Annotated in this window: 13 protein-coding genes and 1 riboswitch; of the genes, 2 read left to right on the forward strand and 11 right to left on the reverse strand. The window is 66.4% G+C overall.

The window, feature by feature from the left end; all coding sequences use genetic code 11:
- Positions 1-76 precede the first annotated feature (76 nt).
- The 5 genes from CBM2588_RS06080 to CBM2588_RS06100 all read right to left on the reverse strand — a co-directional run bounded on the left by CBM2588_RS06080 (position 77) and on the right by CBM2588_RS06100 (position 5,298).
- Positions 77-1,144, reverse strand: a complete 1,068-nt coding sequence (locus CBM2588_RS06080) for a porin (protein ID WP_115679790.1) — start codon at positions 1,142-1,144, stop codon at positions 77-79.
- Positions 1,145-1,323: 179 nt separating this feature from the next.
- On the reverse strand, positions 1,324-1,842 hold the full coding sequence (gene uraD / locus CBM2588_RS06085; RefSeq protein ID WP_092308361.1) for a 2-oxo-4-hydroxy-4-carboxy-5-ureidoimidazoline decarboxylase: 519 nt from the start codon (positions 1,840-1,842) through the stop codon (positions 1,324-1,326).
- Positions 1,839-2,789 carry an allantoinase PuuE gene (puuE, locus tag CBM2588_RS06090; protein WP_115679791.1) on the reverse strand — a complete coding sequence of 317 codons (951 nt, stop codon included), beginning with the start codon at positions 2,787-2,789 and terminating at the stop codon, positions 1,839-1,841. The genes uraD and puuE overlap by 4 nt, the downstream gene beginning before the upstream one ends.
- 155 nt (positions 2,790-2,944) lie before the next feature.
- Positions 2,945-4,351: a nucleobase:cation symporter-2 family protein gene (locus CBM2588_RS06095; protein WP_115679792.1), complete on the reverse strand. Its 1,407-nt coding sequence runs from the start codon at positions 4,349-4,351 to the stop codon at positions 2,945-2,947.
- A gap of 170 nt (positions 4,352-4,521) precedes the next feature.
- The gene (locus tag CBM2588_RS06100; RefSeq protein ID WP_115679793.1) at positions 4,522-5,298 is read right to left on the reverse strand and encodes a GntR family transcriptional regulator; all 777 of its coding nucleotides are present in this window, start codon (positions 5,296-5,298) and stop codon (positions 4,522-4,524) included.
- A gap of 299 nt (positions 5,299-5,597) precedes the next feature.
- Between CBM2588_RS06100 and uraH the strand changes: the two genes are divergently transcribed.
- Both uraH and CBM2588_RS06110 read left to right on the forward strand, forming a co-directional pair.
- Entirely contained in the window at positions 5,598-5,951 is a 354-nt protein-coding gene (gene uraH, locus CBM2588_RS06105; RefSeq protein WP_012352291.1) for a hydroxyisourate hydrolase, read from the forward strand.
- 31 nt (positions 5,952-5,982) lie between these two features.
- Positions 5,983-7,188 (forward strand): urate hydroxylase PuuD, encoded by a 1,206-nt coding sequence (locus tag CBM2588_RS06110; protein WP_111519529.1) that lies wholly within the window; start codon positions 5,983-5,985, stop codon positions 7,186-7,188.
- Positions 7,189-7,358: 170 nt separating this feature from the next.
- Here the strand turns inward: CBM2588_RS06110 and CBM2588_RS06115 are convergent, their stop codons facing one another.
- The 6 genes from CBM2588_RS06115 to xdhB form a co-directional block, all read right to left on the reverse strand.
- Complete coding sequence (locus tag CBM2588_RS06115) at positions 7,359-7,934, reverse strand: TMEM165/GDT1 family protein (protein ID WP_115679794.1); 576 nt, start codon at positions 7,932-7,934, stop codon at positions 7,359-7,361.
- A gap of 27 nt (positions 7,935-7,961) precedes the next feature.
- A riboswitch (yybP-ykoY riboswitch) is annotated at positions 7,962-8,198 on the reverse strand.
- Positions 8,199-8,247: 49 nt separating this feature from the next.
- Entirely contained in the window at positions 8,248-9,420 is a 1,173-nt protein-coding gene (locus CBM2588_RS06120; RefSeq protein ID WP_115679795.1) for a fatty acid desaturase, read from the reverse strand.
- A 189-nt stretch (positions 9,421-9,609) separates the two neighbouring features.
- Positions 9,610-10,932, reverse strand: coding sequence for a guanine deaminase (gene guaD / locus CBM2588_RS06125; protein ID WP_115679796.1), 1,323 nt, complete (start codon positions 10,930-10,932; stop codon positions 9,610-9,612).
- Positions 10,933-11,008: 76 nt separating this feature from the next.
- Positions 11,009-12,064, reverse strand: a complete 1,056-nt coding sequence (locus CBM2588_RS06130) for an adenosine deaminase (RefSeq protein WP_115679797.1) — start codon at positions 12,062-12,064, stop codon at positions 11,009-11,011.
- A gap of 55 nt (positions 12,065-12,119) precedes the next feature.
- Positions 12,120-13,109, reverse strand: coding sequence for a xanthine dehydrogenase accessory protein XdhC (gene xdhC, locus CBM2588_RS06135; RefSeq protein WP_115679798.1), 990 nt, complete (start codon positions 13,107-13,109; stop codon positions 12,120-12,122).
- Positions 13,110-13,264: 155 nt separating this feature from the next.
- Positions 13,265-15,637 (reverse strand): xanthine dehydrogenase molybdopterin binding subunit, encoded by a 2,373-nt coding sequence (xdhB, locus tag CBM2588_RS06140; RefSeq protein ID WP_115679799.1) that lies wholly within the window; start codon positions 15,635-15,637, stop codon positions 13,265-13,267.
- Positions 15,638-15,649 lie beyond the last annotated feature (12 nt).

Below are 15,649 nucleotides of genomic sequence, written 5' to 3' on the forward strand. Positions count from 1 at the left end.
GCGCGCCGCCCCGCGGGCCATGAAAAAAGCCCGCCGAAAGGCGGGCTCCAGTGCTGCCGGTGACGCGCTCAGCGCATCAGAACTTGTGGCGCACGCCCACGCCGAAGGTATCGCCGTGCTCGATGCCGGTGATCTTGTCGTAGTAGTAGGCGGCGTACACGTCGGTGCGCTTGGACAGGTTGTAGTCGTAGGCGACGGCAAAGGTATTGCGCTTGAAATCGCCCAGCGAGTTGTCGACCTTGCCGTAGGCATACGAAGCCAGCAGGTTGCCGGCGCCGATGGGCACCGAGGCGCCGAACTGGCCGTCGATGTGCTTGATGTCGCCGGACGGCGCGGTGGTGGCGCGGGTCTTGATGTACTGGCCCTGCGCGAACAGCTTGACCAACTTGAAGTCATAGGACAGGCCGATCTGTGCGGCGTCCTGGCGCGACAGGCCGATGTCGGACATGTCGGTCGGCACGCTGTTGAATCGCACCTGCTGGTAGGCCACGGTCGCGGCGAACGGGCCGTTGAAGTACAGGACGTTGCCGCCGAACTTCTGCTTGCCCGCGGCGCCCGGCTGCTCGCCGAAGCCGTAGATGAAGTTGGCGGTCAGGCCGCCGAAGTTTGGCGTGCTGTACACCACGGAGTTGTTCCAGCCCGAGTCGCCGATGATGCCGGGATCGGCGACGGCGCCGCTGACCGCGCCGAAGTAGGTGTGGAAGATCGCCGGCGAGAACACGTACGAGTCGACCAGCGGGTTGAACAGGATGGTCGAAATGAAGTACGGCGTGGTGTTGCGGCCCAGCTTGATGGTGCCGGCCTTGTCGTTCTGCAGGCCGACATAGGCATTGCGGCTGAACATCGAGTCGCCGTTGAAGCGGCCGCTGTTGCCGCTGTCGGTACGGAAGAAGCCGTTCAGGTCGAAGATGGCCTTGGTGCCGCCGCCCAGGTCTTCGGTGCCCTTGATGCCCCAGTAAGACGTCTGCATCCCGCCCGAATTGGCCACCCAAGCGCGCTCGCCCGAGCCCGGGCTCTTCACGGCGCCGACGAACATGTCAGCCTGGCCGTACAGCGTGACGCTGGACTGCGCCATCGCCGCGCCGGAAAAAAGGGTAGCCGCTACCGCCGCCAGCTTTAGCGCCGGCTTGTACTGCTTCTGCATTGTTAGACCTCCGTGGTTTTGATCCTGCTTGGAACGTTGTGTACTGGGTCCCTGACGGGTTCTTGTAATGTCTTTGTGCTTTTATTCGTGCCGCCTGGCGTGGGCTCGGTGTGGTGTTGCATTGGGGGCCGGCGGCATCGGGGTACAGCGTTTTTGTTATACAGGTGACGCTTTTTTTCTCAGGCGGATACTAAGTCGTCGAGGCGGAACTGTGCAATGCGATGGATCTGGTTGATGCAAGTTTGCAACTCTTGCTGCGGCGTGTTTTCAATGCGGCGCGCGAACTCCGCGATGATGCCGTGGCGGTCGTAGCCGCGCACCGCCAGGATGAACGGGAAGCCGAACTTCTGGTTGTACGCCGCGTTGAGCGACTGCAGGCGGTCGAACTCCTCGGGCGTGCACTGGTTCAGGCCGGCGCCGCTTTGCTCGCGCGTCGACTCGGCGGTCAGTTCGCCGCGCACGGCAGCCTTGCCGGCCAGTTCCGGGTGGGCGCGCACCAGCTTCAGCTGCGCCGCTTCGCCAGCTTCATCGACGGCCTGGCGCAGCGCCTGCGCCAGCGCGGCGCCATCGGCGAAGGGCCGTTGCGCGGCGGCGGTCTCGGCAAACCAGGGGGAGTGTTCGTAGATGCCGCCCAGCACCTGCACGAATTCGGCGACCGGCATGGTGTTGAGTTGGGCGATGGTGTAGGTCTGGCTCATGCTTGATTCCGGGGAGTGTAGGGGTGGGTGGCGGCCCAGTGCCGGGCGATATCGACACGGCGGCAGATCCACACCTTGTCGTGTCCCTGCACGTAATCGAGGAAACGCTGCAGCGCGCGGAAGCGGCCCGGGCGGCCGAGCAGGCGGCAGTGCATGCCGACTGACAGCATCTTGGGGCTGTCCTGTCCCGCGGGATCGCCTTCTTCATACAGCACGTCGAACGCATCCTTCAGGTACTGGAAGAACTGCTCGCCGGTGTTGAAGCCCTGCGGCGTGGCGAAGCGCATGTCGTTCGAATCCAGCGTGTACGGCACCACCAGGTGCGGCTTCCTCTCGCCGCCGCTGACTTCGACCTCGGTCCAGAACGGCAGGTCGTCGCCGTAGTAGTCCGAGTCGTACAGGAAGCCGCCATGCTCGACCACCAGCCGGCGCGTGTTGGGGCTGTCGCGCCCGGTGTACCAGCCCAGCGGCATCGAGCCGGTCAGGTCCTTGATGATCTGCATGCCGATGCGCATGTGCTCGCGCTCGGTGGCTTCGTCGATGTTCTGGTAGTGGATCCAGCGCCAGCCGTGGCAGGCGATCTCGTGGCCCAGTTCGACGAAGGCCCGGGTCAGTTCCGGATGGCGCTGCAGCGCCATCGACACGCCGAAGATGGTCAGCGGCAGGCCGCGTTTTTCGAATTCGCGCAGGATGCGCCAGACGCCGGCGCGCGAGCCGTATTCATAGATGCCCTCCATGCTCATGTGGCGGTCCGGGTAGGCCGCGGCGCCGACGATCTCGGAGAGGAACTGCTCGGAGGCGGCGTCGCCGTGCAGCACGCAGTTCTCGCCGCCTTCTTCGTAGTTGAGGACGAACTGCAGCGCGACGCGCGCGCCGCCCGGCCAGCGGGCGTGCGGCGGGCGGGCGCCGTAACCGATGAGATCGCGTGGATAGTTATCGTTTGTCATGTGTCGTTGCTTGCTTCAGGAAACCACCCGGCACCGCCGTCCCGCCGCAGGCGCCGACCGTCATGCAATGAGCATGCCAGTGGTGCCGGCGGCGGCGCCGGTACTGCTTCGGGGCCGGGTCCCTGCGGGCCGGCCCAGCCTTGCCGGTACTTCGATTACTCGGTGCCGTGCGAATTGGCCGCGGCGTTGCGCATGGCCTCTTCGCGCGACTGGATGCCGTTGTAGAACAGGTTCAGCGCCACTGCCACGATGGTGCCGAGCACGATGCCGCTGTGCGTGAACGGGTCGGTCCACTTGGGCAGGTACTGGAAGAACGTCGGCGCCAGCGTCGGGATCATGCCGAAGCCGATCGAGATGGCGACGATGAACAGGTTATGGCGGTTGCGGTTGAAATCGCACGAACCCAGGATGCGGATGCCGGTCGCGGCGACCATGCCGAACATCACGATGCCGGCGCCGCCCAGCACGAACTGCGGCACCGAGGCCACCACGTGTGCCATCTTGGGAAACAGGCCGAAGGCGATCAGGATGATGCCGCCCGCTGCCGCGACGTAGCGCGAGCGCACGCCGGTCACCGTCACCAGGCCCACGTTCTGCGAGAACGAGGTGTAGGGGAAGGTGTTGAAGATGCCGCCGATCACCGTGCCCAGGCCGTCGGCGCGCAGGCCGCGGGTCAGGTCCTCGTTGCTCAGCTTCTTGCCGGTGATGTCCGACAGCGCCAGGAACATGCCGGTCGACTCCACCAGCGTGATCAGCATGACGATGCACATCGACAGGATCGCGGTCACTTCGAAGGTCGGCATGCCGAAATGCAGCGGCGTGATGACGGCGACGAAGCTGGCTTCATCCAGGCCGTCGAACGACACCTTGCCCAGGCCCATCGCCACCAGCGTGCCGATGATGATGCCGAGCAGCACCGCGCAGTTGGCGACCAGGCCACGGCCGTACTTGGTCAGCAGCAGGATGGTGATCAGCGTCAGGCCGGCGATGCCAAGGTTGGCCAGGTCGCCATAGGCCAGGTTCGGCACTTCCTTGACGACGCCGTCGATGACGGCGCGCGTGGTGGGCTGGCCACCGGCCGACCAGTTGATGGCCACGCGCATCAGCGACACGCCGATCAGCGTGATCACGGTGCCGGTCACCACCGGCGGGAACAATCCCAGCATGCGCCCCATCATCGGCGAGATCAGGATGCCGAAGATCCCGGATGCGATCACCGCGCCGTAGATGCCGAGCAGGCCGACATTGGGATCGGTGCCGATGGCGATCATCGGCGCCACCGAGGCGAAGGTCACGCCCATCATCACCGGCAGGCGGATGCCGAACTTCCAGAAGCCGATGGCCTGGATCAGCGTGGCCAGGCCGGCGGCGAACAGGTCGGCGTTGATCAGGAAGGCCAGCTGGTCCTTGGGCAGCTTGAGCGCGCCACCCACGATCAGTGGCACGGCAACCGTGCCGGCGTACATCACCAGAACGTGCTGCAACCCGAGCGCGAGCAGGCGCCCGGAAGGCAAACGCTCGTTGGTGAGGTCCGTCGGGACCGTGGTGCTTGCGGAATTCATTGGTGCGTCTCCTCTCCTTTGGTTTGATGGGAACGCCACGTCCGTGCCGGCAGTTTGGTCGGTGTTGTTATGGGCCTGCCGTCGCCGCGCTCTCGTTTGCACTGCCTGGGCGCGGTACTGACGACTGGCCTGCTGCCTTCTTCTTGCGGGGGCGTGACGGGAACACCGTGCTAGGTGGAGCGGCCCAGCACGCTGCGAAGATCGAAGCTGCCCGGTTCGTCCGGCTGCACGCGGTCGGCGCAGGCGCCGAGGTGGTGCGCCATGCGCGACTGGGCCAGTGCGGCGTTGCCCTGTTCCAGGGCGTCGAGGATTTCTTCGTGCTCGTCGAACGAGCAGGCGTTGTTGCCCGGTGCTTCCACGCTGGCAATCATCAGCGTGGTGCGCGACACCAGGCGGCGCATCATGTTGACCAGCAGCGCATTGCCCGACAGTTCCGCCAGCGCGGTGTGGAATTCGGCGGACAGGCGGATCCACTTGGGACGGTCGTGCGTCAGGAAGGCCTGCCGCTCGCTGGCCACCATCTGCCGCAGCGGCGCGATCACGGCCTTGACGTCAGGCATGGCGGCCAGCTTTTCCAGCACCGCGCGCTCCAGCATCTGGCGCAGCTCGAACATGTCGTGCGCCTCGTCGGTCGACGGGCTGGCGATAAAGGCGCCGCGATTGGGCTCGAGGTCGACCATGCCGTCGGCCGCCAGGTGCGACAGCACCTTGCGCACGGTGTGGCGCGCGGTGGCATAGATCTCGCAAAGCGAATGCTCGGTGAGCTTGGTGCGCGGCGGCAGCCGGTGCTCCATGATCGCGTCGTAGATCTCGTGGTACATGCGCTCCTCGACCGAGCCCTTGCGCGCAGGCTTGGCGGGCTTGCCCGGGATCTCGGTCGGCTCGCCGGCCTCGGCTTGGGCCTTGGATTCGGCGTTGGCGGCAATCAGCTTCAGGCTCTTGGACATCGTGGCACCGGCAGGTCAGGCATGGCACCGTAAATCCTGCGTATCAGGGTACGGTGATCCAAAAATTGTTGACAATTATTTGGTTACGGCCTCAATATTGTCAACAAAACCAACTCAGGTTTTCGACAACTCAGGGAAATCCCTGAATTGCCAACGGGGAAGTGCAGGCGCATTGTCGCCACGCACCAACCCAGCGCCGGGATGCGTTACCAGACGTACCGAGCGGGCACCATTCCCACATATGGTGCTAGTGAAGGCAGCGGCGCCCCTCACAACCCAATCGCAAAAGGACAAATACGATGGGACGCTTGACCACCCATGTTCTCGACACCGCTGCGGGCACGCCCGGGCAGGGCATGTCGATTACTCTCCATAAAATTGTCGACAATCGTCGCGAAACCCTCAAGACCGTGGTCACCAACCACGACGGCCGCTGCGACCAGCCCCTGCTGGAGGGGGCCGATCTCGCCGCGGGCGTGTACGAGCTGGAATTCGCCGCCGGCGACTATTTCCGCGCCCAGGGCGTGAAACTGCCCGAGCCGGCCTTCCTGGACGTGGTGCCGCTGCGCTTCGGCATTGCCGATGTCAACGCGCACTATCACGTGCCCCTCCTGGTTTCGCCCTGGTCGTACTCGACCTACCGCGGCAGCTGACGCGGTGGCATAGGGAAACAGGAGACAAGACATGGAAGGCTATATCCTCGACTGGGCCAATATGCTGCTGCGGTGGGTGCACGTCATCACCGCCATCGCATGGATCGGCTCTTCGTTCTATTTCGTGTGGCTGGACAACAGCCTGACCAAGCCCACCGCGCCGGACCTGAAGGAGAAGGGTGTCGACGGCGAGCTGTGGGCGGTGCACGGCGGCGGCTTCTACAACCCGCAGAAGTACCTGACCGCGCCCAAGCAGTTGCCGGAGAACCTGCACTGGTTCTACTGGGAGTCGTATTCCACCTGGATGAGCGGCTTTGCGCTGCTGGTGGTGCTGTACCTGTTCAACGCCAGCACGTTCCTGATCGACAAGAACGTGTTCGACATGTCGCCCGGCGCGGCGGTCGGCTTTGCGGTGTCGTACCTGCTGATCGGCTGGATCGTCTATGACAGCATCTGCCGCCTGTTCAACAAGAACGACCGCCTGGTCGGCATCCTGGTGGCGATCTACATCGCTGCCGCCGCCTACGTCGCCTGCCATATCTTCTCGGGCCGCGCGGCGTTCCTGCTGACCGGCGCGATGATCGCGACCATCATGAGCGCGAACGTGCTGGCGTGGATCATCCCGGGCCAGCGCAAGGTGGTCGCGGCACTGAAGGCCGGCCAGCCGGTGGACCCGATCCACGGCAAGCGCGGCAAGCAGCGCAGCGTGCACAACACCTACTTCACGCTGCCGGTGCTGTTCGCGATGCTGTCGAACCACTACAGCATGACCTACGCGCACAAGTACAACTGGGTGGTGCTGATCCTGATCATGCTGTCGGGCGTGCTGATCCGCCAGTTCTTCATCCTGAAGCACAAGGGCAAGATCAACGTGCTGTGGCCTGCAGCCGGCGTCGCCGCGCTGGGGGTTGTCGCCGTGATGATCGCGCCGCAGCCGCGCCCGGCCGTGGCCAAGGCCGATGGCGAGGCCGCCGCGGCGGTCAGCTTCGCCAAGGTGCAGGAAGTGATGAACGCGCGCTGCGTGCAGTGCCATGCCGAGCAGCCGAAGATGATGCCGACCGCGGCCAAGGGCATCAAGCTCGAGACGCCCGAGGACATCAAGGCCCACGCCCAGCTGATCTACCAGCAGGCGGTGCAGCAGAAGGCGATGCCGCTGGGCAACGTGACGCAGATCACCGACGACGAGCGCGCGCTGCTGGGGCAGTGGTTCGAAGGCGGTGCCAAGACTACGAATTAACGTGTTTCTGAACTGAGAAACAGTGGGGCTGGCTCTTGCGGAGCCGGCCCGAGAAATCCGAGCATCGGTGATCGACGGTCCGGAGGGTTGAGCGGTTGGCAGCCGTCAGTACCGGACCGGCGAGGGTTTGAACGGGGCCTTGTGCCCCGTTTTTTTTTTATGCCTGACGCTTATCCTCCGATATTCAACAACGCCAGCACCCCCAACACCAGAAAGATCCCCGCTGCAATCTTGTGCACCAATCCGATCGGCATCTTGTTGGCGAACCTGTCCCCCAGCAACACAGCCGGCGCATTGGCGACCATCATGCCGAAGGTCGTCCCCATGACCACCGCCAGCACCGCATCGCTGAAGCGCGCCGCCAGCGCCACCGTGGCGATCTGGGTCTTGTCACCCATCTCGGCAAAGAAGAAGGCGACGAGGGTGGTGCCGAGGATGCCGATGAAGCCCTTGACCGGTTTGGCCTGCTCGGCGTCGTCGAACTTGTCGGGGATCAGCATCCATGCGGCCATCGCGATAAAGCCCAGGCCGAGGATCCAGCGCAGCAGGCTTTCGCCCACCACGTGCGTGATCCAGCCGCCGAGCGCGCCGGCGAAGCCGTGGTTGAACAGGGTGGCGATCAGGATGCCGAGGATGATGGGCGCCGGCTTGCGGTAGCGCGCGGCCAGCACCAGCGACAGCAATTGCGTCTTGTCGCCCATTTCTGCGAGAGCGACGATGCCTGTGGAGACGAGGAAGGCTTCCATATTGGTCTTGTGGGGTAACCGGGCCGCAATGCATCGCGAGATGCCAATGACGCAACCCTTTCCCGGCCCGGCCAGAAAAGGATGGTCATCGGTCTCGCCAGGCATGGACGCTGCCTGGGCCGGTCTGGCCAGGCGGGTCCGGAGCTGCGCACGCCATAACCGCAAGCGGTCAAGTCTGTTGACGTACGCCCCTGTCTGCCGGAGTCCGCATTGCGCGGCGCGGCGAGAGCAGGGCGGCTACTCCCCAATGGAAGCGGCGATTATAACCGCGACGGCGGTGGATCGTCCACCGCCGTCGCGGCCGGCAAGGCGATCAGGCCGGTACCGGCGCGTTCTCGCTGGTCTGGCGGCCGCGGAAATCGGTCCAGCACAGCGCCTTGAAGTCATAGAGCTTGCAGCGGCGCGCCGTGTCGAAATACCAGCGCCACGAGAAGTTCTCGATGATGATGCGGCCCGGCAGCGCATGCTCCAGCAGCGCCTGCGCGCGCTTGAGGCGGTACAGCGGCACGCTCATGTCGACGTGGTGCGCGGTGTGTTCCATGATGTGGTGCAGCGCCGCGCCGATGCCATGGCGAAAGCGCAGGTGCACGGTGGTCGAGACGAACGGCTGGGCCCTGGCCCACATCGCCTTGGTGTCGTACCAGGCGACGCTGGTGTGGGTATGGTGCACGTACAGCACGAAGCCGACGGTTACGTTCCACACCAGGAAGGGCAGCACGAAGCCGGCGCCGACCAGCATCCAGACGGACTGCTGCGTGGCCAGCGCCAGGCCGACCAGCGCGCCGATCCAGGCCAGCCCGAACGCCGCCACCAGCACGCAGTCGCCGGTGAAGATCGACCGGCGCGTGGCCATCTGGCGCTTGCTGGGGAAGAACAGCTTGCACCACCAGATCTCGACCAGGTAATACAGGCCCGGACCGAAGCCGGTGCGGTAGATGCGCTCCATCACGCGGCGCCAGCGCGGCAGCGCGTTGAATTCGTCGAGCGAATACGGCGCCCAGACGAAGTCGAAGCCCTTCAGGTTGGTGTAGCCATGATGGACCACGTTATGGCCGACTTCCCACAGGCTGTACGGCGTCAGCGACGGCAGGAAGGTCAGCCGGCCCAGCCACTTGTTCAGCCCGCGGCGCGGAGTCAGGCTCTGGTGGCAGGCATCGTGGCCGATGATAAACAGGCGCGCGATCACCAGCCCGGCCAGCACGCCCAGCGCCAGCTTGGCGGCCCAGTGCGGTGCCAGCACCACGCCGGCCAGCACGGCGCCGAACAGCAGGTAATCGAAGGCGAACAGCATCAGTGCGCGCGGCGTGCTGCGCTGGCCCAGCGGGATCAGCCAGCCGCGGATGATCTTGCGCGACGGCAGCGGCGCGTCCGGCGCGATCGGTTCAGGCAGCGGAGCCTGGTGCGGGGCATGGGCGCGCGCGCCGGGATGCGCCTGGGCGTGCCCGGGGGCGGGCTCGACGGATTGAGCGGATTGATATGCGGTCATGCAGAACCTTCTGATTGCGGTCGATCGGTATTTAGTGCGCGGCAAGGCAGAGTGACCGCGGCGGAACCGCAAGGTTAGAAGGCTTTGTCGAAGGCAGTCTTGACGGTCGTCAAGCCGGTGGGACGGCGGAAGCGGTAGAGGCGTGCCCGCCGCGGGTGCGGCGGGCCAGGGATGTTGAAGTGTGGCGGATCAGGCTGCCGGGACGGTGGCCGCCTCGCCCATCACGTAGACGCTGTCGATCACGCGGTCGTCGCCCAGCATGGCGAAGGCAAACAGCTCTTCTTCCAGCGTTTCCGAGCGGTTGCTGCGGCGTGCGATCAGCGGCGTGGCCTTGGGGTCGAGCACGATGAAGTCAGCCTCGCAGCCCTCGCTGAAGCTGCCGACGCGGCCGGTCCAGCCCAGCGCCTCGGCCGCGGCGCGGGTGGCGAGGTAGAACATGCGCAGCGCGGTCAGGTAGTAGCCGCCCATGCGTGCCACCTTGTGCGCGGCGTTCATGGTGCGGAACATCGAGAACGAGGTGCCGCCGCCGACGTCGGTGGCCAGCGTCACGTTCAGGCGGTTGGCATCGGATTGGTGGAAGTCATAGAAGCCGCTGCCCAGGAACAGGTTGGAAGTCGGGCAGTGCGCCACCGCGGCGCCGCTGTCGGCCAGCCGGCGGCGGTCGTCCTGGTCCAGGTAGATGGCGTGGCCGTACATGGCGCCGGGACGCAGCAGGCCATAGCGGTCGTAGACGTCCAGGTAGCTGCGCGCGTCCGGGAACAGCTCGGCCACCCATTTGACCTCGTCACGGTTCTCCGCCACGTGGGTCTGGATAAACGCGTCCGGATAGGCGCGCGCGAGTTCGCCGCAGGCGGCCAGCTGCGCCTCGGTCGAGGTTGGCGCGAAGCGCGGCGTGATCGCGTACGACAGGCGGCCCTTGTTATGCCAGCGCGACAGCAGGTCGGCGGAATCCCGGGCGCCGCTTTCGGCGGTGTCGCGCAGGAATTCGGGGCAGTTGCGGTCCATCATCACCTTGCCGGTGACCATGCGCAGGTTGCGCGCCTCGCTTTCGGCAAAGAGGGCGTCGGCCGAGGCCTTGTGCACCGTGCTCCAGACCACCGCGCTGGTGGTGCCGTTGCGCAGCAGTTCCTCGGTAAAGAAGCCGGCCACGCCGCGCGCGTAGTCGGGATCGGCGAAGCGGCGCTCTTCCGGGAAGGTGTAGGTGTCGAGCCAGTGCAGCAGCCCCGGCGACGGCGACGCGATCATGTCGGTCTGCGGGTAGTGCACGTGGGTGTCGATAAAGCCCGGCACGATCAGCTTGCCGCGGTGGTCGATGACCTCGGCGCCGGCAGGGATGCGCGCGGCCAGCTGGGCGTAGTCGCCGGCGGCGGCGATGCGCCCGTCGGTGACGATCAGCACCCCGTCGTCCCAATACTGATACGCGTCCTCATGGAATTGCGGGTCGCGCAGGAAATGCAGCACGCGGCCGCGGATGGCGCGGGTACGGGAGTCAGTGGTGGGGCGGGTCGTCATGGTTTGTCTCTCGTGGCCGGCCCGCGCGGCACCGCATGGTGCAAGCTGCAGGCCGGTCTATTGGCATGCGCCGGGATCAGGCCGCGGGGGCCGTCGCGGGCGGGGACTTGGGCGGAGCGGACCAGAAGTGGTCGACCTCCGCCAGGAACTCGGCCTTCTGCATGGCAGGCAGGAAGGCCGCTTCAAAACTGTTGCGGGCCAGCTTGTGCGCGTCGGCCGCGTCCAGCGGCAGCGCGTCGAAGGTGGCTTCCCAGTTCGCATTCATATAGCCGCCGAAGTAGGCCGGGTCGTCCGAATGCAGGGTGATCGCCACGCCCGCGTCCAGCATGCGCTTGAGCGGGTGGTCGCGCAGGTCGGGGTAGACCTTGAGCTTGACGTTCGACAGCGGGCACACCGTCAGCGCCACGCGCTCGCGCGCCAGGCGCTCGACCAGCGCGGCATCGTCGATGGCGCGCACGCCGTGGTCGATGCGCTCGGCCTTGAGGATGTCGAGCGCATCGGTCACGTATTGCGCCGGACCTTCCTCGCCCGCGTGCGCCACCAGGTGCAGGCCGAGCTCGCGCGCCCGGGCGAACACGCGCGCGAATTTTTCGGGCGGGTTGCCTTTTTCCGACGAGTCGAGCCCGACGCCGACGAAGCGGTCGCGATACGGCAGCGCCGCTTCCAGCGTGGCGAATGCGTCTTCCTCCGACAGATGGCGCAGGAAGCACAGGATCAGGCTGCTCGAGAAGTCGTACTCGGTGCGGGCCTGCGCCAGGGCATCGGCAATGCCGTCGATCACCACGCCGATCGGCACGCCGCGCGCGGTATGGGTCTGCGGATCGAAGAAGATCTCGGCGTGGCGGACGTTGTCGGCGACGGCGCGCTTGACGTAGTCCATGGTCATGTCGAAGAAATCTTCCTCGGTCAGCAGCACGCTGGCGCCGGCGTAGTAGATGTCCAGGAACGACTGCAGGTCGGTGAAGGCGTAGGCGGCGCGCAGTGCTTCGACGCTGGGGTAGGGCAGCGCCACCTGGTTGCGCTGCGCCAGCCGGAAGATCAGTTCCGGCTCAAGCGTGCCTTCGATATGCACATGCAGTTCGGCCTTGGGGGTGCGGCGGATCTGTTCCGCGAGCGCGGCATCGATGGTCATGGGGGCCTCGTTTCTGGGCTTTTCTGTGCCGGCCGGCAGCACCGGCGGCACGGGTTCAGGGATGCACCGCCTCCGTGCGGCCCGCACGCAGCGCGGCAAGGCGCTGTTCGCGGACCTGGAGCAGCTGGGCGACGATGGCAACCGCAATCATAGCCGGAGCCTTGTCGGTGATCCCGGGAACCCCCATGGGGCATGTCATTTCCGCAAACCTGGCCGGGTCGATGCCGTGCTCGGCCATGCGGTGTTCAAAGCGCGCGCGCTTGGTCTTGGAACCGATCAGCCCGAAGTAGGCAAAGTCGGTGCGCTTGAGGATTTCCTCGCACAGGGTCTGGTCCAGCGCATGGCTGTGGGTCATCACCAGGAAGTAGCTGCCCGCCGGCGCCTGCGCCACCACCGCCTCGGGCGTGTCGCTGGCCTCGGCCTCGACGTTGTCGGGCAGGCCGCCGGGGAACAGCGTGTCGCGCTCGTCGACCCAGTGCACGCGGCACGGCAGCGTGGCCAGCACCTTGACCAGCGCATGGCCGACGTGGCCGGCGCCGAACAGCACCACGTGCATGGTGTCGGGCACCAGCGTGTCGGTCCAGCTGCCGTCCGCTTGCAGCTCCACGCCGGCGAGCACCGCGCGGCTGTCGCAAAAGGTCACCGCGCCGCGGGCCGGTACCTGCCGCTGCAGCGCACGCTGCGCGGCGAAATTGCGCTCGACCGCATCGAGCCAGGCCAGGTCGGCCTGGCCCAGCACTTCGAAGGCAAGCTGCACCACGCCGCCGCAGCACTGCCCCAGCGCGGGCCCCAGCGGAATGCGCTCGATCCGGCGCGGCTCGCCGCGCACCAGCATCTCGCGGGCGATGTCCATGCCGCGCCATTCCAGATGGCCGCCGCCGATGGTGCCGACCAGGTCGTCGGCGCTCACCAGCATGCGGATGCCGGCCTCGCGCGGCGCCGAGCCCTTGACCTCGACGATGGTGACCATCGCCACCGGCACCCCGGCACGCACCATGCGGGCGGCGTCGGCGAAGCGGAAGGGTTTGAGCGGTGAGTCCTGCATGGTCGGGGGCCTTGTGGTGATGCGTGGTATCGCTGGTGGTATCGCTTGTGTCAGTGGTGGCGCGCGCCTGCTTCTTCCGCCGGCCCCTCGCCTGTCAACGCAGTCGAGAGGGGAAAGTCCGGGGCCTCCGCAGGCGCGCGCTTCCTTGCCACCGTTCAGGCTGCGGGAGCAGCCACCCGAGCAGCCCCTTGCCCCGCCGCCGCACGCACGGCATCGACGGCATCGAGGATCGCCTCGCTGGTGGCTGGCGCCTTCAGCGGCGGGTTGATGCGGTAGTCGCCCAGCGCGGCCACGGCGTCGCGAATCGCGAAGAACACCGAGAACGGCAGCAGCAGCGGCGGCTCGCCCACCGCCTTGGAGCGGTGGATGCTGTCCTCGACGTTGCGGTTCTGGAACAGGCGCACGTTGAATTCCTCGGGGCAGTCGTTGACCGTCGGGATCTTGTACGTGGACGGGGCGTGCGTCATCAGCTTGCCGTCCTTGTTCCACCACAGTTCCTCGGTGGTCAGCCAGCCCATGCCCTGGATGAAGGCGCCTTCGACCTGGCCGATATCGATCGCCGGGTTCAGCGAGCGGCCGGCGTCGTGCAGCGCGTCGGCGCGCAGCAGTTTCCATTCGCCGGTGAGCGTGTCCACCAGCACCTCGGAGCATGCGGCGCCGTAGGCAAAGTAGTAGAACGGGCGGCCCTGCAGCGTCTTCTGGTCCCAGTGCAGCTTGGGCGTGGTGTAGAAGCCGTCGGACCACAGCTGCACGCGCGCCACGTAGGCTTCGCGCGCCAGGCCGCCGAACGACAGGCGCAGTTCGCCGGCGCTGACCAGGTCGTCGTTGAAGCGCACCTCGGACGGCTCCACGCCGGCCTTGCGCGCGGCAAACGCGGCCAGGCGCTCGCGGATCTGGCGCGCGGCGTCCTGTGCGGCCTTGCCGTTCAGGTCGGCGCCGGTCGATGCCGCGGTGGCCGAGGTATTGGCCACCTTGCTGGTGTCGGTCGCGGTCACGCGCACCCGTTCCATGCGGATGCCCAGTTCGTGCGCCACCACCATCGCCACCTTGGTGTTCAGGCCCTGGCCCATTTCGGTGCCGCCATGGTTGACCAGCACCGAGCCGTCGTTGTAGACGTGCACCAGCGCGCCGGCCTGGTTGAAGTGGGCCACGTTGAACGAGATGCCGAACTTAACCGGGGTGATGGCAATGCCCTTCTTCAGCACCGGGCTGCTGGCGTTGAACGCGCGCGTGGCCTCGCGGCGGGCGCGGTATTCGCTGCTGGCCACCAGTTCGTCGATCAGCTCGTGGATGACGTTGTCTTCCACGGTCTGGCCGTAGGGCGTGACGTTGTTGCCGGTCTTGCCGTAGAAGTTGGCGCGGCGCACGTCGAGCGAATCCTTGCCGACCGTGCGGGCGATATTGTCCAGGATGTACTCGACCGCGAACGCGCCCTGCGGGCCGCCGAAGCCGCGGAAGGCGGTGTTGCTCTGCGTGTTGGTCTTGCCGCAGTAGCCGTCGATCTGCACGTTCGGCAGCCAGTAGGCGTTGTCGAAGTGGCAGATGGCACGGGTCATCACCGGGCCCGACAGGTCGGCCGAGAAGCCCGCGCGCGACACCATCTCTACCTTGACGCCTTCGATATGGCCTTCGTCGTCGTGGCCGACGCTGTAGTCGAACACGAAGTCATGGCGCTTGCCGGTGATCATCATGTCGTCGTCGCGGTCCGGGCGCAGCTTGACCGGGCACATCAGCTTCCAGGCCGCCAGCGCGGCGCAGCAGGCGAACAGCGCCGACTGCGATTCCTTGCCGCCGAAGCCGCCGCCCATGCGGCGGCATTCCACCAGCACCTGGTGCGCCTGCCAGCCCAGCATATGGCACACGGCGTGTTGCATTTCGGTGGGGTGCTGGGTCGAGCACCACACTTGCATGCTGTCGTTCTCGCGCGGGGCCGCGTACGAGATCTGGCCTTCGAGATAGAACTGCTCCTGGCCGCCCAGGTGGATCGTGCCGCTGTCCTGGTGGGCCGCGCCGGCAATGCGCGCGGCGGGTTCGCCGCGTGTCAGGTGCATCGGCGGCAGCACATAGCTGCCGGCCTCGTGCGCGGCCTGCGGCGACAGGACCGGCGGCAGGTCTTCGTAGTCGATCACGCCGAGGCGGGCGGCGCGGCGGGCGGCGTCATGCGAGGTCGCCACCACGATAAAGACCGGCTGGCCGACGAACTGCACCACGCCGCGCGCCAGAATCGGGTCGTCATGGATGATCGGGCCGCAGTCATTGGTGCCGGGGATGTCGTCCACCGTCAGCACGTCGACCACGCCCGGCGCGGCGCGCACCTTGTCGAGCGAGACCGACTTGATGCGCGCGTGCGCGCGGGTGCTCATGCCGAGCGCGGCGTGCAGCGTGCCGGCCAGCTCGGGAATATCGTCGGTGTAGGTCGCGGTGCCGGCCACGTGCAGGTGGGCGGATTCGTGCGGACGCGAGATGCCGACCTGCGGTACCTGTTCGGCGGCGGCGTCGAGCAGGAAGGGTTCGGTTTGCTTGTTCATGCCGATGCTTTC

It is taken from the genome of Cupriavidus taiwanensis (assembly GCF_900250075.1).
Taxonomy (GTDB): Bacteria; Pseudomonadota; Gammaproteobacteria; order Burkholderiales; family Burkholderiaceae; genus Cupriavidus; species Cupriavidus taiwanensis_C.

Excerpts from the sequence above, each read along its gene's own strand:
- CBM2588_RS06080 (WP_115679790.1), bottom strand. The coding sequence starts at position 1,144 with ATGCAGAAGCAGTACAAGCCGGCGCTAAAGCTGGCGGCGGTAGCGGCT.
- uraD (WP_092308361.1), bottom strand. The coding sequence starts at position 1,842 with ATGAGCCAGACCTACACCATCGCCCAACTCAACACCATGCCGGTCGCC.
- puuE (WP_115679791.1), bottom strand. The coding sequence starts at position 2,789 with ATGACAAACGATAACTATCCACGCGATCTCATCGGTTACGGCGCCCGC.
- CBM2588_RS06095 (WP_115679792.1), bottom strand. The coding sequence starts at position 4,351 with ATGAATTCCGCAAGCACCACGGTCCCGACGGACCTCACCAACGAGCGT.
- CBM2588_RS06100 (WP_115679793.1), bottom strand. The coding sequence starts at position 5,298 with ATGTCCAAGAGCCTGAAGCTGATTGCCGCCAACGCCGAATCCAAGGCC.
- uraH (WP_012352291.1), top strand. The coding sequence starts at position 5,598 with ATGGGACGCTTGACCACCCATGTTCTCGACACCGCTGCGGGCACGCCC.
- CBM2588_RS06110 (WP_111519529.1), top strand. The coding sequence starts at position 5,983 with ATGGAAGGCTATATCCTCGACTGGGCCAATATGCTGCTGCGGTGGGTG.
- CBM2588_RS06115 (WP_115679794.1), bottom strand. The coding sequence starts at position 7,934 with ATGGAAGCCTTCCTCGTCTCCACAGGCATCGTCGCTCTCGCAGAAATG.
- CBM2588_RS06120 (WP_115679795.1), bottom strand. The coding sequence starts at position 9,420 with ATGACCGCATATCAATCCGCTCAATCCGTCGAGCCCGCCCCCGGGCAC.
- guaD (WP_115679796.1), bottom strand. The coding sequence starts at position 10,932 with ATGACGACCCGCCCCACCACTGACTCCCGTACCCGCGCCATCCGCGGC.
- CBM2588_RS06130 (WP_115679797.1), bottom strand. The coding sequence starts at position 12,064 with ATGACCATCGATGCCGCGCTCGCGGAACAGATCCGCCGCACCCCCAAG.
- xdhC (WP_115679798.1), bottom strand. The coding sequence starts at position 13,109 with ATGCAGGACTCACCGCTCAAACCCTTCCGCTTCGCCGACGCCGCCCGC.
- xdhB (WP_115679799.1), bottom strand. The coding sequence starts at position 15,637 with ATGAACAAGCAAACCGAACCCTTCCTGCTCGACGCCGCCGCCGAACAG.